Source organism: Streptomyces paradoxus (genome assembly GCF_014202475.1).
In the GTDB taxonomy this organism is placed as follows: domain Bacteria; phylum Actinomycetota; class Actinomycetes; order Streptomycetales; family Streptomycetaceae; genus Streptomyces; species Streptomyces paradoxus.
Genome location: NZ_JACHGV010000002.1, coordinates 195179 through 216987 on the forward strand (window position 1 = coordinate 195179; position 21809 = coordinate 216987).

The 21809-nt window shown below is 72.6% G+C and carries 21 protein-coding genes; 13 read left to right on the forward strand and 8 right to left on the reverse strand.

Features of this window, described 5'->3' with window-relative positions:
* Positions 1 to 39: 39 nt before the first annotated feature.
* On the forward strand, positions 40 to 435 hold the full coding sequence (locus HNR57_RS05860) for an ATP-binding protein (protein ID WP_313672953.1): 396 nt from the start codon (positions 40 to 42) through the stop codon (positions 433 to 435).
* Here the strand turns inward: HNR57_RS05860 and HNR57_RS05865 are convergent.
* Positions 432 to 842, reverse strand: coding sequence for a peptidoglycan-binding domain-containing protein (locus tag HNR57_RS05865; protein ID WP_184557204.1), 411 nt, complete (start codon positions 840 to 842; stop codon positions 432 to 434). The genes HNR57_RS05860 and HNR57_RS05865 overlap by 4 nt on opposite strands.
* 90 nt (positions 843 to 932) lie before the next feature.
* Positions 933 to 2972 carry a bifunctional glycosyltransferase 87/phosphatase PAP2 family protein gene (locus tag HNR57_RS05870; protein ID WP_184557207.1) on the reverse strand — a complete coding sequence of 680 codons (2040 nt, stop codon included), beginning with the start codon at positions 2970 to 2972 and terminating at the stop codon, positions 933 to 935.
* A 355-nt stretch (positions 2973 to 3327) separates the two neighbouring features.
* On the opposite strand from HNR57_RS05870, the gene proP reads away from it, so the two are divergent.
* Positions 3328 to 4713: a glycine betaine/L-proline transporter ProP gene (proP, locus tag HNR57_RS05875; protein ID WP_184557210.1), complete on the forward strand. Its 1386-nt coding sequence runs from the start codon at positions 3328 to 3330 to the stop codon at positions 4711 to 4713.
* 89 nt (positions 4714 to 4802) lie between these two features.
* The gene (locus HNR57_RS05880; protein ID WP_184557213.1) at positions 4803 to 5474 is read left to right on the forward strand and encodes an O-methyltransferase; all 672 of its coding nucleotides are present in this window, start codon (positions 4803 to 4805) and stop codon (positions 5472 to 5474) included.
* A gap of 10 nt (positions 5475 to 5484) precedes the next feature.
* Here the strand turns inward: HNR57_RS05880 and HNR57_RS05885 are convergent, their stop codons facing one another.
* Positions 5485 to 5877 (reverse strand): hypothetical protein, encoded by a 393-nt coding sequence (locus HNR57_RS05885; protein WP_184557215.1) that lies wholly within the window; start codon positions 5875 to 5877, stop codon positions 5485 to 5487.
* Positions 5878 to 5973: 96 nt separating this feature from the next.
* Here HNR57_RS05885 and HNR57_RS05890 point away from each other — a divergent pair, with 96 nt between their 5' ends.
* Positions 5974 to 6381: a DnaJ family domain-containing protein gene (locus HNR57_RS05890; protein ID WP_184557218.1), complete on the forward strand. Its 408-nt coding sequence runs from the start codon at positions 5974 to 5976 to the stop codon at positions 6379 to 6381.
* An 18-nt stretch (positions 6382 to 6399) separates the two neighbouring features.
* Here HNR57_RS05890 and HNR57_RS05895 read toward each other — a convergent pair whose 3' ends face one another.
* Positions 6400 to 7035, reverse strand: coding sequence for a hypothetical protein (locus HNR57_RS05895; RefSeq protein ID WP_184557221.1), 636 nt, complete (start codon positions 7033 to 7035; stop codon positions 6400 to 6402).
* Between the two features lie 4 nt (positions 7036 to 7039).
* Positions 7040 to 7735: a hypothetical protein gene (locus HNR57_RS05900; RefSeq protein WP_184557224.1), complete on the reverse strand. Its 696-nt coding sequence runs from the start codon at positions 7733 to 7735 to the stop codon at positions 7040 to 7042.
* A gap of 159 nt (positions 7736 to 7894) precedes the next feature.
* Between HNR57_RS05900 and HNR57_RS05905 the strand changes: the two genes are divergently transcribed.
* On the forward strand, positions 7895 to 8386 hold the full coding sequence (locus HNR57_RS05905; RefSeq protein ID WP_184557227.1) for a GNAT family N-acetyltransferase: 492 nt from the start codon (positions 7895 to 7897) through the stop codon (positions 8384 to 8386).
* Between the two features lie 2 nt (positions 8387 to 8388).
* On the opposite strand, the gene HNR57_RS05910 is transcribed toward HNR57_RS05905, so the two are convergent.
* A complete protein-coding gene (locus HNR57_RS05910) occupies positions 8389 to 10440 on the reverse strand; it encodes an MDR family MFS transporter (protein ID WP_184557230.1) in 2052 nt (683 codons plus the stop codon).
* Between the two features lie 159 nt (positions 10441 to 10599).
* Between HNR57_RS05910 and HNR57_RS40545 the strand changes: the two genes are divergently transcribed.
* Both HNR57_RS40545 and cpt read left to right on the forward strand, forming a co-directional pair.
* Complete coding sequence (locus HNR57_RS40545; protein ID WP_184557233.1) at positions 10600 to 12018, forward strand: peptidoglycan-binding protein; 1419 nt, start codon at positions 10600 to 10602, stop codon at positions 12016 to 12018.
* Positions 12019 to 12045: 27 nt separating this feature from the next.
* Positions 12046 to 12600, forward strand: coding sequence for a chloramphenicol phosphotransferase CPT (cpt, locus tag HNR57_RS05920; protein WP_184557236.1), 555 nt, complete (start codon positions 12046 to 12048; stop codon positions 12598 to 12600).
* A 16-nt stretch (positions 12601 to 12616) separates the two neighbouring features.
* Here cpt and HNR57_RS05925 read toward each other — a convergent pair whose 3' ends face one another.
* A complete protein-coding gene (locus HNR57_RS05925) occupies positions 12617 to 13276 on the reverse strand; it encodes an HAD-IA family hydrolase (RefSeq protein ID WP_184557239.1) in 660 nt (219 codons plus the stop codon).
* Between the two features lie 207 nt (positions 13277 to 13483).
* Positions 13484 to 14065, reverse strand: a complete 582-nt coding sequence (locus HNR57_RS05930; RefSeq protein WP_062926595.1) for a TMEM165/GDT1 family protein — start codon at positions 14063 to 14065, stop codon at positions 13484 to 13486.
* 390 nt (positions 14066 to 14455) lie between these two features.
* On the opposite strand from HNR57_RS05930, the gene HNR57_RS05935 reads away from it, so the two are divergent.
* The 6 genes from HNR57_RS05935 (at position 14456) to HNR57_RS05960 (ending at position 21802) form a co-directional block, all read left to right on the forward strand.
* A complete protein-coding gene (locus HNR57_RS05935; RefSeq protein ID WP_184557242.1) occupies positions 14456 to 15100 on the forward strand; it encodes an HNH endonuclease family protein in 645 nt (214 codons plus the stop codon).
* A 77-nt stretch (positions 15101 to 15177) separates the two neighbouring features.
* Entirely contained in the window at positions 15178 to 16815 is a 1638-nt protein-coding gene (locus tag HNR57_RS05940) for an alkaline phosphatase D family protein (RefSeq protein WP_184557245.1), read from the forward strand.
* Between the two features lie 235 nt (positions 16816 to 17050).
* Entirely contained in the window at positions 17051 to 18976 is a 1926-nt protein-coding gene (locus HNR57_RS05945) for an FAD/NAD(P)-binding protein (protein WP_184558826.1), read from the forward strand.
* An 83-nt stretch (positions 18977 to 19059) separates the two neighbouring features.
* A complete protein-coding gene (locus HNR57_RS05950; RefSeq protein WP_184557248.1) occupies positions 19060 to 19512 on the forward strand; it encodes a DoxX family protein in 453 nt (150 codons plus the stop codon).
* Positions 19513 to 19789: 277 nt separating this feature from the next.
* On the forward strand, positions 19790 to 20386 hold the full coding sequence (locus HNR57_RS05955) for a DedA family protein (RefSeq protein WP_184557251.1): 597 nt from the start codon (positions 19790 to 19792) through the stop codon (positions 20384 to 20386).
* A gap of 129 nt (positions 20387 to 20515) precedes the next feature.
* Complete coding sequence (locus HNR57_RS05960; protein ID WP_184558829.1) at positions 20516 to 21802, forward strand: phosphatase PAP2 family protein; 1287 nt, start codon at positions 20516 to 20518, stop codon at positions 21800 to 21802.
* The last annotated feature ends 7 nt before the right edge of the window (positions 21803 to 21809 follow it).

A 21809-nucleotide genomic window follows, 5' to 3' on the forward strand; every position in this document is an offset into this window, starting at 1 on the left:
CCGTAGCCGAGGGTAGTCACCGCACGTCAGCCTCGTCTCGTGAACGAATACATTCCCGCCCAGTACGCGATGCGCCTCACCGTCGGCTCGCACGCCCCCCGGCACGTCCGCCGCATCGTCCGCTCCTTCCTCGAGGAGTGGCGCATGCCCGAGCTGTCGGACGCCGTGGAGCTGGGCGTGACGGAGCTGCTCGCCAACGTCGTACGGCACGTCCCGGACCGGCGCTGCGCACTACTGCTGCTGCGGCAGCCCACGGGCGTGCGAGTGGAGGTCACGGACGGCAGCGATGAACTGCCGTGCGCACCGGAGGGGTTGGACACGGAGGCCGAGAACGGCCGAGGGTTGCTCCTGCTGGACGCGATGGCGGACAAGTGGGGCGTGTCGCCGTGGTCCGCGGGCGGGAAGACCGTGTGGTTCGAATGCGCGGCCCGCTAACAGAAGGGAGCGCCCGGCGCGTTGGCCCAGAAGGAGAGGAACGACCAGGTCTGCGCCCCGATGCGACCGTCCACGACGATGCCGGCGCACTGCTGGAAGGCGCGAGTCGCGGACTGCGTGACTCGGCCGAAGTCTCCGTCCTCGTCCAGGCCCGCGCCGATCGCCTGGTTCAGGTAGCACTGGGCTTGCTGGACCGCCGCCCCGGACGATCCCAGACGAAGGCTCGGCCGGCTGTCGGTGAAGTCGCAGACGTCGTCCGGCCCTTGGGCCACGAGGACTGCTGGACGATTCGACTTGTCTGCGACCTGGGCTGGTTTGACGGTGTCGGTCGCCGAAGCCACGGCCGGTGCTGCCGCGAGGGACATGGGAAGTGCCAGCGCCGCTACGGCGGTGAGGACACGTCGCATCCCGATCACCTCCAGAGAGGGTGCTCTTCCATCTCATCGTGCGCGGCCCTCACCCGGGTTGCATCTCGGGCAGGTTGCGCCGTCAACCAGTCACCCGCGTACGGTCTTTCGGGCCGGCACGGGTTCCCGTTCGGCCGCCGCGGCGGTGGCGGCCCGGGGGCCGGAGAGCAGGTACGTGAGCCCGAACCCCGCCGCCACCACCACCGCTCCCCCGGCCGCGTCCAGCACCCAGTGGTTCGCCGTCGCGACGATCGACAGGGCGGTGAGCAGCGGGTGCAGCAGGCCCAGGACCTTCATCCACCACCGTGACGCCAGGACGGCGATCACGACCCCGCACCACAGCGACCAGCCGAAGTGCAGGGACGGCATGGCCGCGTACTGGTTGGTGAGTGCGGTGAGCGTGCCGTAGTCGGGCCGGGAGAAGTCCTGGACGCCGTGCACGGTGTCGATGAAACCGAGCGTCGGCATCAGCCGGGGCGGGGCCAGCGGGTAGAGCCAGAAGCCCACCAGGGCGAGCAGGGTGGCGAAGCCCAGGGCGGAGCGGGCCCAGCGGTAGTCGCCGGGACGGCGCCAGTAGAGGACCGCGAGGACGGTCAGCGGGACGATGAAGTGGAACGACGTGTAGTACTGGTCGAGGAACTCCCGCAGCCAGCCGATCCCGGCCACGGTGTGGTTGACCCAGTGCTCGATGTCCAGCCGCAGGGTGCGCTCCAGGTCGTAGACCTGCTTGCCGTGCTCCTCGGCCTCGGCGCGCCCGGCCGAGTTGCTGCCGCCGGTGGCCGCGAGCCGGACCTGGGAGTAGGCGGCGTAGGTGACCCGCAGGAGGAGCAGCTCCAGGAGGAGGTTGGGGCGGGTGAGGACCCGGCGCAGGGCAGGCCACGGCGGCACGTGCCGGAAGCGGGCCGGGGCGGCGGGCGCGTGAGCGACCGGCAGCGGTGCCCGGTAGTACGGCGAGGTGCGGGACAGGAACGGCACCGCGGTGGCGGCGGCGAGCGCGGCCAGCAGGACGACGTTGTCCCGCACGGGGTCCAGGGACGCCATGTTCGGCAGGATCATCTTGGCCGGCAGGGTCATGACCACGATGACGGTGACCGGCCACACGTACCGGTCCGAGGCCCGTCTGCCGACCCGGCCGGCGACCGTGAGCAGCACCCACAGCAGCTGGTGCTGCCAGGCCGTGGGCGAGACGACGATCGCAGCGCAGCCGGTGATCGCGACAGCGAGCAGCAGCTGGCCGTCCCGGAAGCAGCGCACGGCCCGGCGCAGGGCCAGAACCGCGACGGCCACGCCGAGCGACAGGAAGAGCGCGACCTCCAGGGGGCCGTTCAGGCCGAGCCGGAGCAGGGCGCCGTGCAGGGACTGGTTGGCGAGGCCGTCGGCCGGGCCGCCGAGGCCGACGCCGGCCATGTGGTGCACCCAGTAGCGGTGGGAGTCGTGCGGCATCGCCGCCCAGGCGATGCCGGTGCAGGCGGCGAAGGTGACGCCGGTGGCGAGCGCGGCGCGTCTGCGGCCGGTACACCACAGCAGGGGGGTGAACAGCAGCAGGGTGGGCTGGAGTGCCGCCGCGACACCGATGAGCAGGCCGCTGGCGCGCTGGCCGCGGGCGGTGAAGCAGCCGAGCAGGACGAGCAGGACCGGGACGATGCTGGTCTGGCCGAGCCACAGGGTGTTGCGGACGGGCAGGGACAGCATCAGCAGGCTGACGGCGACCGGCGCGGCCAGCAGTGCCGTGCGGCGCCCGACCGGCGGAGGCAGGGCGCGGGCGGCGATCAGGCCCAGGGCGACGACGAGCAGCAGCGTGCCGAAGGTCCAGCCCCAGCCGAGGGCCTGTTCGGCCGAACGGGTGAGCGGCTTCAGGGCGAGCCCGCCGAAGGGCGTGCCGGTGAAGCGGGTCGAGGCGTAGAGCGAGCCGTTCACGTGCAGGACGCCGTTCGGCCCGACCCAGGTCTCCAGGTCCGTCAGCCGCTCACCGCGCGGGGTGGCGAGGACCACGGCCACCTGCCGGGCGGCGAGGACGGCGGCGATCAGCCACAGCCCGAGGCGGGCGGCGCGCAGGCGCGTGCGAGCCCCGCCGGTGGCCGTCGCTCCGAAGCCTTCCGCCGGTCGTCCGCCGTGATCCGCATTCGCCACGCCTCGTCGGCCTCTCGCGCCAGTTCATCCCACATGTCCTGAATGTGAGAATTCCTCCTGCGAACCCTATGGGGAATGCGTGGTTCCAGTGAAGAAGGCGCGGGCGGTCACGACCGCGCACCGGCAGCGCGAGCAGGCCTCGCGGACGCGATATGGATCACACGAAGATCGGTTGTGAACCGCTTTCCGCCGGGCAGAAGCACCAGCACAGCCACGATTTACGTGCAGTGTGCAACGAAAAGCGTACCGCCCGTAAGCGGAGCAAATCCGCCTATCGTCGCTTTTTCGGCCCGTACGACAGCGCCGCCGCGCGGGACCGCGTCCCTGTCCCCGTCGAAAGGTAGGCGAGCGAGTCTTGTCGACTGCCTCAGTCGTCGCCCCCGCGTCCCTCGTGAAGTCCGGCAAGGCGAAGGCCCCCGACCCCACCGTCACCGACCCCGCGCTCGTCAAGCGCGCCGTGAAGGCGGCCGCGCTGGGAAACGCGATGGAGTGGTTCGACTTCGGCGTCTACAGCTACATCGCCGTGACACTGGGCAAGGTCTTCTTCCCCTCGGGCAACCCCACCGCCCAGCTGCTGTCGACGTTCGGCGCCTTCGCCGCCGCCTTCCTGGTCCGCCCTCTCGGCGGCATGGTCTTCGGCCCGCTCGGCGACCGCGTCGGCCGCCAGAAGGTCCTCGCCCTCACCATGATCATGATGGCGGCTGGCACCTTCGCGATCGGCCTGATCCCGTCGTACGCGACGATCGGCGTCGGCGCGCCGATCCTGCTCCTGGTGGCCCGGCTCGTGCAGGGCTTCTCCACCGGCGGTGAGTACGCGGGCGCCTCCACGTTCATCGCCGAGTACGCCCCCGACAAGCGGCGCGGCTTCCTCGGCAGCTGGCTGGAGTTCGGCACGCTCGCCGGCTACATCGCCGGCGCGGGCCTGGTCACGATCATGACCGCCCTGCTCTCCGCCGACGACCTCACCTCCTGGGGCTGGCGCATCCCGTTCCTGATCGCGGGCCCGATGGGCATCATCGGCCTCTACCTGCGGCTGCGCCTGGAGGAGACCCCGGCGTTCGCGGCCGAGGCGGAGAAGGCCGAGAACAACCGCCCGAAGACGCCGCTGCGCGAGATGGTCGCCGGCCAGTGGCGCGCGCTGCTGCTCTGCGTCGGTCTGGTGCTGGTCTTCAACGTCACCGACTACATGCTGCTGTCGTACATGCCGAGCTACCTGACCGGCCAGCTCCACTACGACGAGACGCACGGCCTGCTGGTCGTCCTCGGCGTGATGGCCGTGATGATGATCGCCCAGCCGTTCGCCGGCGCGCTCACCGACCGGGTCGGCCGCCGCCCGGTGATCGCCGCAGGCTGCGCGGGCTTCCTGCTGCTGTCGGTCCCGGCCCTGCTGCTGATCCGCGAGGGCAGCCTGCTCGCGGTCGCGCTCGGCATGGGCGCCCTCGGCCTGCTGCTGGTCTGCTTCACGGCGTCGATGCCCTCCGCGCTGCCGGCGCTGTTCCCGACGAAGGTCCGCTACGGCTCGCTGTCGATCGGCTTCAACGTCTCGGTGTCCCTGTTCGGCGGCACGACCCCGCTGGTGGTCACGGCCCTGATCGGCGCGACCGGGAACATGATGATGCCCGCGTACTACATGATGGCCGCGGCCGTGATCGGCGGTTTCGCGGTGTGGCGCATGGCGGAGTCGGCGGGGCGTCCGCTGCCCGGTTCGGCGCCCTCGGTGGCGGGTCGACACGCCGAGTGAAATCCCGCTGACAGCGACCCGCGCACCAACTATCTTCGTCAGCGCCAGTAGTTAGGGATGCTAACTATGCTGACGAAAGGTAGAGGTGCATGAGCGAGTCGCACGTCTGGGACGAGGTCGACGCCTACTTCACCGCCCACCTCGCCCCGGACGACGAAGCCCTGGCGGCCGCGCTGCGCGACAGCGACGCCGCCGGGCTTCCGCACATCAACGTCGCCGGGAACCAGGGCAAGCTCCTCCAGCTCCTCGCCCAGATCCAGGGCGCCCGCCACATCCTGGAGATCGGCACGCTCGGCGGCTACAGCACCATCTGGCTGGGCCGCGCCCTGCCCGCCGACGGGCGCCTGGTCTCCCTGGAGTACGACCCCCTGCACGCCGAGGTCGCCGTCCGCAACATCGCCCGCGCCGGCCTGGACAAGCTGGTCGAGGTGCGGGTCGGCCCGGCCCTGGAGTCGCTGCCCAAGCTGGCCGACGAGAACCCGCCCCCGTTCGACCTGGTCTTCATCGACGCCGACAAGGCCAACAACCCGCACTACGTGGAGTGGGCGATCAGGCTCACCAGCACCGGCAGCCTGATCGTCCTCGACAATGTCGTACGGGGCGGCCGGGTCGTCGACGCGGACAGCACCGCCCCGGACGTGACCGGCACCCGCACCGCGATCGAGCTGATCGCCGGCCACCCGAGGCTGAGCGGCACCGCCATCCAGACGGTGGGCATGAAGGGCTACGACGGGTTCGCGCTGGCCCGCGTGCTGGCGTGAGGCCCCGCCCTCACACCTCGTGGTAGAAGCCCACGTTGACGCTGCGCGGGGCGGTGCGGTCCTGGATGATGATCTCGCCGCTGCCGCCCCTGGGCAGCGGGACGGTGCCACCGTAGGCGAGGGGCTGGGCGTACTCCCCCATCACCAGCCGCACTTCGGAGGACGGGTCCGGCTGGGAGCCACGCAGCCAGGTGACCTGCCAGGTCCCCTCCGGTCCGCACAGGAACTCCAGGTGGACGCGGGAGACGAACAGCCAGTCGTCCGGCGTGCTCAGCCGGCACACGGACTTGTCGCGGCCCACCCGCAGCACAGCGCCCGGCTCGCTGGGCGCATCGGCCATGAGCATGCCGGCCGTGGCGCCCGCCTCCGCCTCCGCGACGGTGGCCATGGTGAGTTCGAGCACGTGCGCTCCTCCTGAGACGTCCCGGTGGGCCGGACAGGTTCTCGGCCCGCCGCATGATAAAACGCCCGGCCACGCGGTGTCCGGCACAATGGCCTCATGACCGAGCGAAAGCCACCAGGCGTCGACTTCGAGTCCTGGGTCGACAAACAGATCCGAGACGCGGAGACGCGCGGGGAGTTCGACCGGCTGCCGGGCGCGGGCGAACCGCTCCCCCGCGAGATCGAGAGCACCTACGACGAACTGTGGTGGGTCAAGCGGAAGATGGCCCGCGAGGGCTTCTCCGTCCTCCCGCCGGCGCTGGCCCTGCGCAAGGAGGCGGAGGACGCGCTGGAGGCCGCGCTCGCGGCCCCCTCGGAGCGGATCGTCCGGAAGATCATCGACGAGGTCAACGTCAAGATCCGCGAGATGATGTTCAAGCCGCCGCCCGGCCCCCCGCTGGGAAAGAAGCCGTACGACGTCGAGGACGTCGTACGGCAGTGGCGGGAGCGCCGGGCGGACCGCTGACCGGGGGATTCCCCCGGCTCACACGTGCAGCAGCCGTTCGGCCAGCTCGCGGTAGTCCTTCAGGGCCAGCCGGAGCTGCTCGGTGTCGGCCGACGACACGGACCTGCTCTCACCGCCCTCGACGGACTGCCAGGAGTGGCGCAGGGTGCGGCGACGCTGGGTCACGGCCTCGGTGAAGCGGGCCGCGATCTCCTCCAGCACGTGGTCGGCCTCCTCGACGGCGGCCCGGGGCCCGTCGACGAACCCGGCGACGGCGTGCTGCAACTGCGAGCCGAGCTTGTCGGACTCCTCGTGGGCGAGGAGGTGGGACCGGCTCTTGGCCGCACCGGCCTTGTCGGTGCCGTGGTCGCCGCGGGGTGCTTCGGTGCCGAGCCGGTCCGGGTCGTGCCGGTCGGTGCCGTCCCTGCCGGGCCGGTCCGTGCCGGGCAGATCGATGCCGTGCGCCGCGGCGCGGTCCGCGTCCGTGCCGTGCGTGGCACCGCGGTCGGTCTCGGCGCCGCGCGTGGCACCGCGGTCCGTTTCCAGGTCCCGGGCCGTCTCGTGACGGCCGGTGCCCGGTGCGGCCGGGCGGTGGCCGGTGCCCAGGGCGCTCTCACCGCGGGCGTCCGGGGCGGCCGGCGACTGGTCGCCGGGCGGTCGGGTCATGTCGGTCATTGCCTCAACTCTCCTTCGCCTGACGTCGGTTCATCGCCCACGGCAGGTTCCCGCCGCGGGCCGGGGCCTTGCGGCCGCCTTTCAGAGCGGCGCGCTCGCGGCCGCTGTCGTGCCGTCCGCCGGTGTGACCGCCGCCGTCGTGGCGGGCCGGCTTCACCAGCTCCTCGAACAGGGCGCGGGCCGCCACCATGGCCTCGCGCATGTCTTCCGTACCCTGGCCGCCGTCGCGGGCGTCCTCCGCGCGCAGATGCGCGGCGCGGTGCACGCGCCGGTAGCCGTCCACGTGGTGGGCGTGGTGCACGGACAGCGCGGACAGCTGTTCCTCGTACTGCCCGCCGTCCGGGAAGCCCCGGGCACCGGCGAGCTCGGCGAGCAGCCGGTCCGCCTCGGCGACGGCATCGCGCGGCGAGTCGACGAACCGCTCCTGGGCGGCCGTCCAGCGCGCTTCGTACTGCTCGCGCTGCGCCGGCTCCAGCGGCCGCTCGCGCAGCTCGCCGTGGCGCTGCACGCGCTCGGTCAGTTCGCGCTCGGCCGCTTTGGCGTCACCGTCGTGCCGGGCGACGGCCCGGTCGTACTCGGGTCCGAAGCGCCGCTTCAGGCTCGGGCCCCGCCGAGGCCCGCGGGCGCGCAGGGTCATGACGGCCGCGATGATGACGACCGCCGCGATCACGATCAGAGCAATGATCAGGCCAGTGGACATGAATGCCTTCCGGGTTCTCGGCCCAACCGGCTCTCCTCGCGAGCCGGTTCGCCCGTCGGGTGTCCCCAAAGCCCGCCTCCAAACGGCGCCCGGGCGCGAACGGGTGGCCGGGACTATTCGCTTGCGTGTCCGATGGGGAGCCTGAGGAGAATGCGGTCCATGACCTGGACCGTGACTCCGGAACCGTACGACTCCCCCGTCGCCGCCGCTCTGTGGCGGGCGTACTACACCGAGGTCAGCGACCGCTGGTACCTGCTGCACGAGGGGCGCCGGACCGACCCGGCCGAGCTGGAGCGGGAGATCGCCGCCCAGCCGGGTGCCGATCTCGCCCCGCCGGACGGGCGGTTGCTCGTCGCCCGCTACGGCGGTGAGCCGGCCGGCAGCGCGGGCGTACGGCTGGTGGACGGCACGACCGCCGAGCTCAAGCGGGTGTTCCTGCGCGAGCCGATGCGCGGCAGGGGCGGCGCCCCGCTCCTCGTCGGAGCCGCCGAGGAGGCCGCCCGTGCGCTCGGTGCCACCCGGATGATCCTCGACACCCGCAGCGATCTCGTCGAGGCCCGCGGCCTCTACGCCCGCCTCGGCTACCGGGAGACCGGGCGCCACAACGACGACCCGTACGCGGAGCACTGGTTCAGCAAGGAACTGACCTGAACTCAGCCCCTCTCCTCCAGGGAGGCCGTGCGGTACGGCCGCTCGCGCCGGGACCCGCACAGTTCGCCGTTCAACTCGCGCACGAGCCGCTCCAGGTCGGTCGGCCGGTCCGGCCCCCACCAGTCGCCGAGCAGCTCGGCGAGGGACTCCTCGCGGGCCTCGGCCAGCCGGCCGGCGACCTCGCGTCCCTGCTCGGTCAGAAACATGTCGACGCCCCGGCGCACGGCGAGCCGGCGCTCCTCGGCCTGCCGGGCGGCCTCCATGATCACGGTCAGGGGCACGGGCATGGTGTCGGCCAGCACGCCGGGTTCCACGGAGCCGTAGCGCCGCATCCGCAGCAGCAGCCAGCTCGTCGCGGGCAGCAGGTCGTACCCCGCCCGGGCGGTGATCTTCCGGTAGATCTCGCGCCGCCCCGCGCGGGTGCCGAGCACCGACAGGGCCCGGCAGACCTCGTCGTACGAGGACCGCTCGACGGGGTTGCTGGCCAGGGTCTCGGTGACGTCCGGCGCGGTGACCGAGCCGCGCAGCCGGTCCTCCTTGAGGAACCAGGCCAGCACGAAGCCGAGGAGCGCGACGGGGGCCGCGTACAGGAAGACGTCCGTGATGGAGACGGCGTAGGCGTGCAGGGCCGGCGGGCGCAGGCCGGGCGGCAGGGCGGCGATGCCGCGCGGGTCCGCCTCCAGCGCGTCCACCGAGATGCCGGGCGGCAGCGTGGCACCGCGGAAGGCGTCGGTGAGCTGCTCGCCGAGGCGGCCGGCGAAGACCGTGCCGAAGACGGCGACACCGAACGAGGCGCCGATGGAGCGGAAGAACGTCGCGCCGGAGGTGGCGACGCCCAGGTCCTCGTAGGGGACCGCGTTCTGCACGATGAGCACGAGGACCTGCATCACCAGGCCCAGGCCGAGCCCGAAGACGAAGAAGAAACCGCTCAACTCGGCGGTGGAGCTGTCCTCGTCGAGCTGGTGGAGCAGGAGCAGCCCGAGCGTGGTGACGCCGGTGCCGGCGATCGGGAACACCTTCCAGCGGCCGGTGCGGCTGACGATCTGCCCGGAGGCCGTGGAGGCCAGCAGCAGCCCCAGCACCATCGGCAGCATGTGCACACCGGACATGGTCGGGCTGATGCCCTGCACGACCTGGAGGAAGGTCGGCAGGTAGGTCATGGCGCCGAACATGGCGAACCCGACGACGAAGCTGATCACGGCGGCGAGCGTGAAGGTCCGTACGCGGAACAGCTTGAGCGGCATGACGGGTTCGGCGGCCCGCCGCTCGACCGCCACGAAGGCGACGGCGAGGACGACGCCCAGGACCGCCAGGCCGACGATCCGCCAGGACCCCCAGGCCCAGGTCGTCCCGCCGAGCGAGGCGACCAGCACCAGGCAGGTGGCGACGGCGGCGATGAGGAAGGTGCCGAGGTAGTCGATGACGTGCCGTCGCGCCGTGCGCGGGATGTGCAGGACGGTCGCGATCACGACGAGCGCGACGACGCCGACGGGCAGGTTGACGTAGAACACCCAGCGCCAGCTCAGATGCTGGGTGAACAGCCCGCCGAGCAGCGGCCCGAGCACACTGGTCGCGCCGAAGACGGCACCGAACAGGCCCTGGTAGCGGCCGCGTTCGCGAGGTGACACCAGATCACCGACGATCGCCATCGACAGCACGATCAGCCCGCCGCCGCCGAGGCCCTGCAGGGCCCGGAACGCGATCAGCTGGGCCATGTCCTGCGCGGCGCCGCACAGCGCGGACCCGACCAGGAAGATCACGATTGCCGTCTGGAACAGCCGCTTGCGCCCGTACTGGTCGCCGAGCTTGCCCCACAGGGGGGTCGCGGCGGTCGCGGCCAGCAGATACGCGGTGACCACCCAGGAGAGGTGATCCAGACCGCCGAGATCACTGACGATCGTGGGCAGCGCGGTCGACACGATGGTCTGGTCGAGGGCTGCGAGCAGCATGCCGAGGAGCAGGGCTCCGATGGAGACCAGGACGTTCCCGGGCACCTGCTCCCGGGTGGCCGCGCCCTGGGGCGTCAGCGTGGTGGCGTTCCCGTCCTCGGCCATCCGACCTCCCGCGTCTCCTGTGACATTTTCCATCGTGACCGCTGTGACCTGTTATGGCCCGCCGGGCCCTTTTGGAAGCTGTGCTTCCGGGGGCTCCTCGACCGCACTGTGGAGAAGATCTGGATAATCTCTGGAGTTCGCGAGGGGAGGGAGGAACGCGTGGAACCGCCGAACGGTCACCCGTGCCCGGAGTGCGGCGCACCCAGACAGCGGGACAACACCCCCGCCTGCCGCTGCACCGACCGTGCCTCCGAGGCCCTCCGCGACGCCCGCACGGCCCAGGCGGCGGCAGCGGAGGACTTCGACCCACTGCGGATCCGCCCGTACGTGGAGATCACCCCGGGGACGCCCTCGGCGCCGGAGGCGCAGCAGGACCAGCGGCCGCCGGAGCCGGACACCCCACGCCCCGACCTCGACGGGCGGGCCACGCCCCCGCAGTCGGGCCGCTCGCACACCGGCGGACCGACACGGTCGCCCGAGGACGCCCGGCCCCCGGCGACGCCGACCGACCCGCCCCCGGCCCTCGCGCACACCGGCAGGCCCACGCGGTCCCCCGGCGAGACCCTGCCCACGTCGGCGCCGACCGGCCCGGCCGAAGCCACCCCGCCCCCCGCCGACGCGGACCGTGACGGGACCCCGGAGCCCGGAGACGCCCCCCACGCGGCACGGCAGGGTGACTCCCGGCCCGTGGCAGGCGGCATGCCCGGGCGGGACGTGGCGGCCGTCGGCCGTGCCGCGCTCCCGCATACCGAGGTCTCGAACCCCGGGAGTGCCGCTCAGCCGCCCTCCCCCGCCGACGCCACCATGCCCCTGCGGCCGGTCGGACCGGACACGGCCGTCGTACTGCCGACCCCCCTGACCCCCGCCCCGACCGAGCCGAGCGTCACCGACCTGCGGATGTTCGACGGCACCGTGAGGACGCCCCTCGGGGCGTCGGAGGGCGGCCGGTCCGGCGCCCGTCGGCCGCGTCGGCGCAGCACCTTGCTGCTCGCCGCCGCCGGTGCCTGTGTCGCCGTCGTCGCGGCGGCCGGGTTCGCGAGCGGGCTGTTCTCCTACGAGAGCCCGTCCCGGGACACCGCCCTGCCGGACGACATCCGCGCGAGCGTTCCGGACGCCCCGTCGAGCAGCGCGGCGTCCACGCCTCCGAAGGGCAGCGCCTCGGCGGCTCCGCCGGCTCCGGCAGCGCCGCGGCCGTCGCCGTCCCGCACGGCGAGCCCGTCCGCCTCGCCGTCGCCGTCCGCGAGCGCCTCGGCGAGCCCGTCGCAGTCGCCCTCCCCGTCGGCGTCGCAGCCGTCGGCATCGGCGACCGGCCCCGGGCAGTCGTCTCCGGACAACTCCCGCCAGAACAAGGGCCCGGCCGTCCTGCGCCTCGGCGACAACGGCCCGGAGGTCACCGAACTGCAGCTCCGCCTGAGGCAGTTGCACCTGTACGACGACGACACCGACGGCAGCTTCGACGACCGGCTGGAGGACGCGGTCCGCACCTACCAGTGGTCGCGCGGCATCCAGGTCGACGACCTCGGCGTCTACGACCGGGAGACCCGGGCGAAGCTGGAGTCGGAAACCCGGGAGCCGTGACCGGCCCGGCCGCCCTATCGTGACGCCGTGACTACTCAGGTGATCGTTCTCAACGGCGGTTCGAGCTCGGGCAAGTCGGGGATCGTCCGGTGCCTGCAAGAGGTCCTGCCCGGAGCGTGGATGGCCTTCGGCGTCGACTCGTTCGTCGAGGCGCTGCCCGCGAAGCTCCAGGGCTCGGAGGGCGGGATCACGTTCGCGGCGGACGGCGGTGTGAGCGTCGGCGCGGAGTTCCGGGCTCTGGACGCCGCCTGGAGCGGGGGCATCGCCGCCATGGCCCGCGCCGGCGCCGGGATCATCGTGGACGACGTCTTCCTCGGCGGCGCGGCGTCCCGGCAGCGGTGGGAGAAGGCCCTCGCCGGACTCGGCGTGCTGTGGGTCGGCGTCCGGTGCGACGCCGGGGTCGCCGCGGGCCGCGAGATCGCCCGGGGAGACCGGGTCAAGGGCATGGCCGCGTCACAGGCACGGGCGGTGCACGAGGGGCTGACCTACGACGTGGAGGTGGACACGACGCACACCGAGCCCCTGGAGTGCGCGCGCGTCATCGCCGCCCAGGTGACGGGTGCGCCCGCGCAGCCGGAGTGACCGGGACAGCCGGGGTTCACCCGATGTGCAGCCGGATCGTCCCGTCCGCACCGGCCTCCACCCGTACCTTCGTGAGGTCCTCCACCACGACGTCCGGCTCGTGGGCCGCGGCCCGGGGCCCGATCCCGACCACCGTCATCCCGGCGGCGCGCCCGGCCGCTATCCCGGCCCCGGAGTCCTCGAAGACCACACAGTCCGCCGGGTCGACGCCCAGTTCGGCGGCGCCCTTCAGGAAGCCCTCGGGGTCGGGCTTGCTCGCCCCGACGGACTCCGCGGTCACCCGCACCCCGGGCTGCTCCAGACCGGCCGCGGCCATCCGCGCCGTCGAGAGCGGCACGTCGGCCGAGGTCACCAGCGCGTGCGGCAGCCCCCGCAGCGAGGCCAGGAACTCCGGCGCCCCGGGGATCGCGACGACACCGTCGGTGTCGGCCGTCTCCTCGGCGAGCATCCGGGCGTTGTCGGCGTGGTTCTGCTCCATCGGCCGCTCGGGCAGCAGCAGCGCCATGGAGGCGTAGCCCTGCCGGCCGTGGACGACCTTCATGACCTCGTCCCCGTCGAGCCCGTGACGCTCGGCCCAGCGCCGCCAGACGCGCTCGACCGAGGCGTCCGAGTTGACGAGGGTGCCGTCCATGTCCAGCAGGAGGGCGCGGGCGGTGAGCACGGCGGTGGCCGTCATCGGCAGCTCCAAGGCTCGGGGCGCGTTCCAGCGCGGGAGGGGGGCGGACGACGGATCGCGACCGGCACGCCCCGGGAGACAAGGCGGCCCCGCCCGCCGGTCAGGGAAAACGGGCGGAGGCCACTTTGTTTCTCTACGGTACAAAACAAGGCGGCCTTCGCGCCAGGGGCCCCACCGGACGTTCACCCACTGTTCGGCCCGCCCGGCTCAGCCGGTCACGGCCTCCCACAGGCTCCACACCCCGAGTGCCAGCATGACCAGCGCCGCGACCTGCGTGATCAGCCGCAGCGGCACCTTTTTCATCAGCGCCTTGCCGCCGACGATGCCGAGCCCGGCCACGGCCCACAGCGCGAGCACCGCACCCAGGCCGACGGAGAGCGGGTCGTCGTAGCGGGCGGCCAGGTTCGCGGTCATGATCTGGGTCAGATCACCGAACTCGGCGACCAGGATGAGCATGAACCCGGCGCCCGAGACCTTCCAGAAGGACTGGTTCTCCGGCTTGCGGACCTCCTCCTCGTCCTCGCCCTTCCGCAGCAGCAGCACCGCGGCCCCGCCCAAAAACAGCACGCCTGTGAGGGCCTGCACGATCTGCTGCGGCAGCAGCGTCAGCACACTGCCGGCGGCGACGGCGAGCGCGACGTGCAGCGCGAAGGCGGCTGCGACACCGGCGAAGACGTAGGAGGCGCGGTAGCGGGTGCCGAGGACGAGGCCCGCGAGGGCGGTCTTGTCCGGCAGTTCTGCGAGGAAGACGACACCGAAGACGACGGCCGTCACGGTCAGGCTGATCAAGGGTTCCTCAATCGGTCGGGGCCACCCCACCGAGAGTGCTGGACCTTCGCACACGACACCTCGGCACGGCAGCACACACGGCACCCGCGCCGGGAGGCACGGGCGTGCACTGCTTTGCCGAAGGTCTCGCTGGCAGGTCCGGGAAAGGACCGGCCTCCGGGCGCCGGCTCAGGCGGGCTGAGCAGTATGTCGACGGTCCGGCGAAGAGCTACTCCCCTTCTGCGCCGTCCATCGTACGCGACCCCCCTGGCGTGAAAACTTTCCACGTGAACCTTGTCATGTCATGCACGTGTCACTAACTTCTCACCGGGCGCACACCTGTGCGCAACACGGCACCGCGAGCATTCCCCTCGCTCGCACGCCACACCCCCTTCTCCCCACGGAGTTCGCATGCCCAGGTTCTACGCGCGTCGACGGCTCAGCGTGGCCGCGGCCGCCACCGCGCTCATATCGTCCGTGGCCCTCTTCAACGCCCCCACGGCCTCCGCCGCCCTCCCCACCCCCGTGAGCGGCGCCACCGCACGCTCCTACCTCGCCTCGCTCACCGTGGCGACCGAGGACCGCACCGGCTACAACCGCGACCTCTTCCCGCACTGGATCACCCAGTCGGGCTCCTGCAACACCCGCGAGGTCGTCCTCAAGCGCGACGGCACCAACGTCCAGCAGGACTCCTCCTGCGCCGCCACCAGCGGCAGCTGGTACTCCCCCTACGACGGCGCCACCTGGTCCGCCGCCTCCGACGTCGACATCGACCACCTCGTGCCGCTGGCCGAGGCCTGGGACTCCGGCGCCGACTCCTGGACCACGTCCCGCCGCCAGTCGTTCGCCAACGACCTGACCCGCCCGCAGCTCATCGCGGTCACCGACAACGTCAACCAGGCCAAGGGCGACCAGGACCCCGCCACCTGGATGCCCTCCCGGACGGCGTACCGCTGCACCTACGTCCGCGCCTGGGTGCAGGTGAAGTACTACTACGGCCTCTCCGTCGACTCGGCCGAGAAGTCCGCGCTGCAGAACCACCTCGCGAACTGCTGACACGCTGATTCGTGTCGGGACCTCCCCGCTGACCTCCGTCGCTGCGTACCGTACGGGGCGACGGAGAGGGGAACGACATGAGCGCACTGCGCCTCGGACCGCTGCTGAGGTACACCGACGGCTCGTCCGCGACCGTGTGGGTCGAGACGAGCCGTCCGTGCACCGCCGAGGTGCGCTGCGCCGACGGCGCCGGCGGCACGGCCCACAGCTTCCAGATCGCGGGCCACCACTACGCGCTGATCCCGGTGACCGGCCTCACGGCCGGCACCACCACGACGTACGAGGTGCTGCTCGACGGCACCCGGGTGTGGCCGCTGCCCGGCTCCCCCTTCCCGCCCTCGGCGATCCACGCGCCGGGCCCGGAGGGCGCGTTCAACGTCGCCTTCGGCTCCTGCCGCTGGGCCTCTCCCCCGGCGGGCGGGGACGACCCCGTGGGCCCGGACGCCCTGGACGCCCTCGCCGGCCGCCTCGCGGCCGACCCCGAGGGCGAGCGGCCGCACGTCCTGCTGCTGCTCGGCGACCAGGTGTACGCCGACGAGACCTCCGACGCCACGCAGCGCTGGCTGGCGGGCCGCCGCGACCTGAAGGAGGAGCCCGGCAGCGAGGTCGCGGACTACGAGGAATACACCCACCTCTACTACGAGTCCTGGCTCGACCCGCGCATCCGCTGGCTGCTGTCCACCGTGCCCAGTTTCATGATCTTCGACGACCACGACGTGATCGACGACTGGAACACCTCCTCCGCCTGGCTCGCCGACATGCGCTCCACCGGCTGGTGGCAGGAGCGGCTGCTGAGCGGCCTGATGTCGTACTGGGTCCACCAGCACCTCGGAAACCTCTCCCTGGAGGAACTGGCGGCCGACCCGGTGTACGAGGCGGTCCGCGAGGTTCCCGACGGGACCGATGTGCTGCGCGCCTTCGCCGCCCGGGCCGACGCCGACGCCGCCACGGTCCGCTGGAGCTACCGGCGCGACTTCGGGCGCGTACGCCTGGTGATGGTGGACAGCCGGGCCGCCCGGGTCCTCGCCGAGGAGGAGCGCTCGATGCTCGACCCGGGCGAGGAGGCCTGGCTGCGCGAGCAGGTGCGGGAGACGCCCGAGGCGTACGACCACCTGCTGATCGGCACCTCGCTGCCCTGGCTGCTGCCCCATCTCGTGCACGACGCCGAGGGGTGGAACGCGGCGCTGTGCGGCGGTGAACGGGGTGCGCGCTGGGCGCGGTTCGGGGAGAAGGTGCGGCGCGCCGCCGACCTGGAGCACTGGTCGGCGTTCCCCGAGTCCTTCGCGGGACTGGCGGAGCTGATCGCCGAGGCCGGCTCGGGGGACCACGCGCCGGCGACGGTGTGCGTGCTCTCCGGGGACGTGCACCACGCCTACATCGCCGAGCCCTCGTGGCCCGGCCGGGGCCCCGACGCCCGGGTGGTGCAGCTGGTCTGCTCCCCCGTGCACAACTCCGTGCCGCTGTCGATGCGGCTGGCGTTCCGCATCGGCTGGAGCGCGATGGCGCGGCGCCTGGGCCGCGGGCTCGCCCGGCACGGCCGTCTCCCCAAGCCGCCGGTCAGCTGGCGCAAGACGGGCGGCCCCTGGTTCGGCAACCAGCTCATGACCCTGACCCTGCACGGCCGTTCGGCCCGGCTGCGACTGGAGCACGCCAAGGCCCGCAAGGGCACGGGCCCCCGCCTGGCGACGCTCCTGGACTCCGAGCTCGCCCCGTAATCCCGTTTGTGCCCGCTTGTTGCCGCTATGCCCCGCGGTACCCGGTGATGACAGTGAGGCATCCCACAGCGACCGTCAATCCTTCCCCACGAGTCCCGGTTACCGCTCCCGGCGACGGCATGATGAGGCGGACCGTCCGCTTCCTGCCCGGCGGACGCCGACACGCGCCCCCCACGCCCCGGGAGTTCCACCCTTGTCTGCGTCACCCGAGGAAACCGAGGAGACCGAGGAATCCATACCGGCCGGGGGTCCCGGACCGGCCCGGAGACCCGCGGGTGTCTCCGTCGCCCTGGTCGGCGCCGGGCCGCGCGGCACCAGCGTCCTGGAACGCCTGTGCGCCTCCGCCCCGGAACTCCTGCGGCCCGGCGCCCGGTTGACGGTCCACGTGATCGACCCGGACCCGCCCGGCCCCGGCCGGGTCTGGCGCACGGCCCAGTCGCCCGAGCTGCTGATGAACACCGTGGCCTGCCAGGTGACCCTGTTCACCGACGACAGCGTGGACTGCTCGGGCCCGATCCGCCCGGGTCCGAGCCTGTACGAGTGGGCGGACGGCAACTTGGGCCCGGACGAGTACCCGACCCGGGCCGACTACGGCCGCTATCTGGAGTGGGTGTTCGCCGAGGCCGTACGGCAGGCGCCGCCGGCCGTACGGATCGAGACGCACCGGGCGCGCGCGGTACGGCTCGACGACGCCCCCGGCGACCGGCAGGCCCTCACCCTCGACGACGGCCGCGTCCTGACCGGCCTGTCCGCGGTGGTGCTGGCCCAGGGGCACCTGCCGAGGGCCGCCGGCCCGGACCTGCTGCGGCACGCGGCCCACGCCGCGCGGCACGGCCTGCGCCACGTCCCGCCCGCCAACCCTGCCGATGTCGACCTGTCCTCCATACCCCCCGGTGAGCCCGTACTGCTGCGCGGCCTCGGCCTCAACTTCTTCGACCACACGGCCTTGCTGACGACCGGCCGGGGCGGCCTTTTCGTACGGGACGCCGGGGGTCTGCGCTATCTCCCTTCCGGGCGTGAGCCGCGGCTCTTCGCCGGTTCGCGGCGCGGCGTCCCGTACCAGGCACGCGGGGACAACGCGAAGGGGCCGTACGGCCGGCACGTCCCGCTCGTCCTCACCCCGGAGGTGATCGCCGCCTTCCGCAAGCGCGCGGACTCCGGGGAGGCGCCCGATTTCCTCGCGGAGATCTGGCCGCTGGTGGCGAAGGAGGTGGAGACGGTCTACTACCGCGCTGTGATCCGGCGGGCCGCGGGCCGCGCCGGGCGGGAGCGGGAGTTCGCCGACCGCTTCCTCGCCGTTCCGCACGGTGACCCCCAGGAGGCGCCGCTGCTCGCGGAGTTCGGGGTGCCGGACGGCGACCGCTGGTGCTGGGAGCGGATCTCCCGCCCGTACGCCGGACGGGACTTCGCGCACCCGGGCCGGTGGCGCGACTGGCTGCGGGCGTATCTGCGCGAGGACGCCGCCCAGGCCGCCCTGGGCAATGTGCACGGCCCGCTGAAGGCCGCCCTGGACGTGCTGCGCGACCTGCGCAACGAGCTCCGGCTGATCGTGGACCACGGCGGTCTCGCCGGCGCCTCCCGCCGGGACCACCTGGACCGCTGGTACACCCCGCTCAACGCGTTCCTGTCCATCGGCCCGCCGCGGCGCCGCATCGAGGAACTCGTGGCCCTCATGGAGGCGGGCGTGGTGGAGGTGCTGGGGCCGCGGCTGCGGGTGTCGGAGGAGGACGGAGCCTGGGCCGCGCACTCGCCCGACGTGCCGGGATCGGCCGTCCGTGTGAGAACCCTCATAGAGGCACGCCTGCCGGAACCGGACCTGCGGCACACCGCCGACCCCCTCCTGGCCGGCCTGCTGCGCAGCGGGCGGTGCCGACCGCACACCGTCGACGGTTATGAGACAGGCGGGTTGGACGTCACAACCCGCCCCTATCGCCTGATGGATCGTCAAGGAGTTGCACACACAAGGCTGTTCGCGTTCGGCGTGCCGACAGAAGGCGTGCACTGGGTGACCGCCGCCGGAGCCCGCCCAGGGGTGGATTCGGTCACTCTTTCGGACGCGGACGCGGTGGCGAGAGCCGTTCTACGTGCGGCTGGGCCCGAACCCGAGCCTCAATCGGAGGCAAAGCCGTGGCCAAATGTTGAACTTGAAAGCATCAATTAGGCGCACCTAACGTGGGCTACTCCGCGGTATCCGTCCCCGACCGGCCTCCCCAGGGCCGGCCAACCGAAGGAGTGACCCCCCAGATGACCGCTCGCCTCAACGGCCTGCAGCCGTACGCGCTCGGACTGTTCCGGATCGTCGTCGGCCTGCTCTTCGCCTGCCACGGCGCCGTCGCACTCTTCGGCGTCCTCGGAGGCGTGGACGGCAAGGGCGGCACCGCCGCGACCGGTGCCTGGCCGAACTGGTACGCGGCCGTCATCGAACTCGTCGGCGGCACCCTGGTGCTGCTGGGCCTCGGCACCCGCATCGCGGCGTTCATCTCCTCCGGCGCGATGGCGTACGCGTACTTCAAGGTTCACCAGCCCCAGGGCCTGTGGCCGATCGAGAACAGCGGCGAGGGCGCGGCCATGTACTGCTGGGCCATGTTCCTGCTGATCTTCACGGGCTCCGGCGCGTTCGGCCTGGACCGGCTGCTGGCCAAGCGCACCTCGACGCAGGAGCAGCGCTCCGCGGGCCAGACCCCGGTGGCCGCCTGAGCCGCCCGGCCCCCCGGTCGGACAGCGGCGCCCTCCCCACGGGGAGGGCGCCGCTGCGCATGTACCGGTCCGGCATCGAGGCGGTCTCTCGTACACATGCCGACAAACCGGGGCGAGGCGCGACGAGGTGAACACTCCGCACCGAACGTATGAGCCCCCCGTGAACCGCCCGTCACACCCCAGGCGTACGCTGTATGGCTGTCATGGCCACTCCTGCCGTTCAAGACCGCGCCATCGCGGCACGGTCTGGCCCACGGGGGCGTCACGGGGAGTCGCGGTGCTGGAGCACGTGGGGTTGCTGATCGGCAGCCCATGGATATACGCGGTGGTGGCCTTGTCCGTCCTGCTCGACGTGTTCCTGCCGGTGCTGCCCAGCGGCGTCCTGGTGATCACGGCGGCCACGGCAGCGGCAGCGGGCACGGCGGCCGACGTGCCCGACATCCTCGCCCTGACCCTCTGCGCGGCCACCGCCTCCGTCCTGGGCGACCTGCTGGCCTACCGACTCGCCTGGCGCGGCGGCGCCCGGCTGGACCGGGCGATCTCGCGTTCCCGGCGGCTGACCACCGCCCAGGAACGTCTCGGCGCGGCCCTCGCCCGGGGCGGCGGCGCCCTCGTCGTCCTCGCCCGGTTCGCTCCCGCCGGCCGCTCGGTGGTCTCCCTCGGCGCGGGCGCCGCCCACCGCCGCGCCCGGGACTTCCTGCCCTGGTCGGCCCTGGCCGGTCTCACCTGGGCGGCGTACAGCGTCGCCCTCGGCTACTTCGGCGCCCACCTGCTGGGCGCGACCTGGGTGGCCACGGCGGTGTCGGTGGGGGCGCTGTTCGGTGCCGGGGCGGGGGCGGCGTATCTGATGCGGCGCGAGCCACGGACGTCGTAGACCGGCTCCGGCCCACCACCACGACCACTCCCAGACCAGGAAGCGGCTGAGACATTGACCACCACAGCGCCGCGGGAAGCCTCCCGAATACGACGGATCGCGCTCGCCGCGAGGCGGCGGCCCCGGGCGATGCTGTGGGCCGCCGCCGGCGTGATCACTCTCGGGTTCCTCGTCGCGCTCCAGATCACCGCGCACCACCTCGGCATGCCGGGACCGATCACCACGCAGGCCCGCGAGGTGATCCACGCCCCCAAGTCCGGGTTCCTGCTGTACGCCAGCATGGCGCTGATGATGGTGGTGCTGACCTGGCGGCAACGGCTCATCGCCCTCGGCACCGCGATCGGCATCGACCTCGTCTTCCTGCTGGTGCGGTGGGCGACCGGCACCTACCCGGCCGAAGGCCACCCGTTCGGCAACGGCGCGCTGTGGGTGATCCTGGGCGTCGCCGTCTTCGCCCTCGTCCGCCGCACCGGCGCAGAACGCGTCCTGATGCTGAAGGGCGTCGGGCTCGGCCTGCTGCTGGTGACCGGCCGCAAGACCGGTGACACCTGGCTGCTGATCACGTCGCAGACCCGCCCGGTCACCCTCGATCCGTACGTCGCCATGGCCGATCACGCGCTGGGCAACCCGTCGTGGCTGGCGGGCCGGCTCCTCAGGGCGAGCGGCCCGGTCGGCGAGCACGCCCTCGACTACGTCTACGCCCAGCTCGCGGTGGCCGCGGTCTGCGTGGCGCTGTACCAGCTGCGCAACGTGGCGGCCGAGCGGCGCTTCCCGCGCCACCATCTGGTGCGCACCTTCCTGCTGATCGGCGTGCTCGGGCCGGCCGTCTACATGATCTACCCCGTGGTCGGGCCGGTCTTCGCCTACGGCCCCGAGGGCGGGCACTGGGCGGCGGCCGACCTGTGGCCGAACACCCTGCCGCCGATCACCGCCCCCTACGAGCTGCCGTTCGACGAGATCACCCCGCGCAACTGCATGCCCAGCCTGCACACGGCCTGGGCCACCACGATCTTCATCCACTCCCGCAAGGGACCGCGCGCACTGCGCGCCGCCGGCACGTTCTGGCTGATCGCCACCCTCGCCGCGACCCTGGGCTTCGGCTGGCACTACGGCGTGGACCTCGTCGCCGGCGTGGTGTTCGCGTACACGGTCGAGGCGGCGCTGCGCACGTACGACCGAGGCTGGGACCAGGCGGGCGTCCGGCTGATCGTGTACGGGACGGCCGTCTTCGCGGTGCTGCTGGCGTCCTACCGCTTCGTGCCGCTGGAGATGGCCGCTTACCCGTGGGTGTCCGGCCCCCTCCTCCTGCTGGCCATGGCCTCGGTGGTCCACGGCTACCTGCGCACCACCAGGCTGTGGGAAGCGGAGGCCACACCGGCGCCGCGCCCCGAACCGCAGCCGGAACCGGCGGTCTGAGGCCCCG

Excerpts from the sequence above, each read along its gene's own strand:
- HNR57_RS05900 (WP_184557224.1), bottom strand. The coding sequence starts at position 7,735 with ATGTCCACTGGCCTGATCATTGCTCTGATCGTGATCGCGGCGGTCGTC.
- HNR57_RS05895 (WP_184557221.1), bottom strand. The coding sequence starts at position 7,035 with ATGACCGACATGACCCGACCGCCCGGCGACCAGTCGCCGGCCGCCCCG.
- HNR57_RS05890 (WP_184557218.1), top strand. The coding sequence starts at position 5,974 with ATGACCGAGCGAAAGCCACCAGGCGTCGACTTCGAGTCCTGGGTCGAC.
- HNR57_RS05880 (WP_184557213.1), top strand. The coding sequence starts at position 4,803 with ATGAGCGAGTCGCACGTCTGGGACGAGGTCGACGCCTACTTCACCGCC.
- HNR57_RS05935 (WP_184557242.1), top strand. The coding sequence starts at position 14,456 with ATGCCCAGGTTCTACGCGCGTCGACGGCTCAGCGTGGCCGCGGCCGCC.
- HNR57_RS05905 (WP_184557227.1), top strand. The coding sequence starts at position 7,895 with ATGACCTGGACCGTGACTCCGGAACCGTACGACTCCCCCGTCGCCGCC.
- HNR57_RS05925 (WP_184557239.1), bottom strand. The coding sequence starts at position 13,276 with ATGACGGCCACCGCCGTGCTCACCGCCCGCGCCCTCCTGCTGGACATG.
- HNR57_RS05960 (WP_184558829.1), top strand. The coding sequence starts at position 20,516 with ATGCTGTGGGCCGCCGCCGGCGTGATCACTCTCGGGTTCCTCGTCGCG.
- HNR57_RS05950 (WP_184557248.1), top strand. The coding sequence starts at position 19,060 with ATGACCGCTCGCCTCAACGGCCTGCAGCCGTACGCGCTCGGACTGTTC.
- HNR57_RS05940 (WP_184557245.1), top strand. The coding sequence starts at position 15,178 with ATGAGCGCACTGCGCCTCGGACCGCTGCTGAGGTACACCGACGGCTCG.
- HNR57_RS05910 (WP_184557230.1), bottom strand. The coding sequence starts at position 10,440 with ATGGCCGAGGACGGGAACGCCACCACGCTGACGCCCCAGGGCGCGGCC.
- HNR57_RS05865 (WP_184557204.1), bottom strand. The coding sequence starts at position 842 with ATGCGACGTGTCCTCACCGCCGTAGCGGCGCTGGCACTTCCCATGTCC.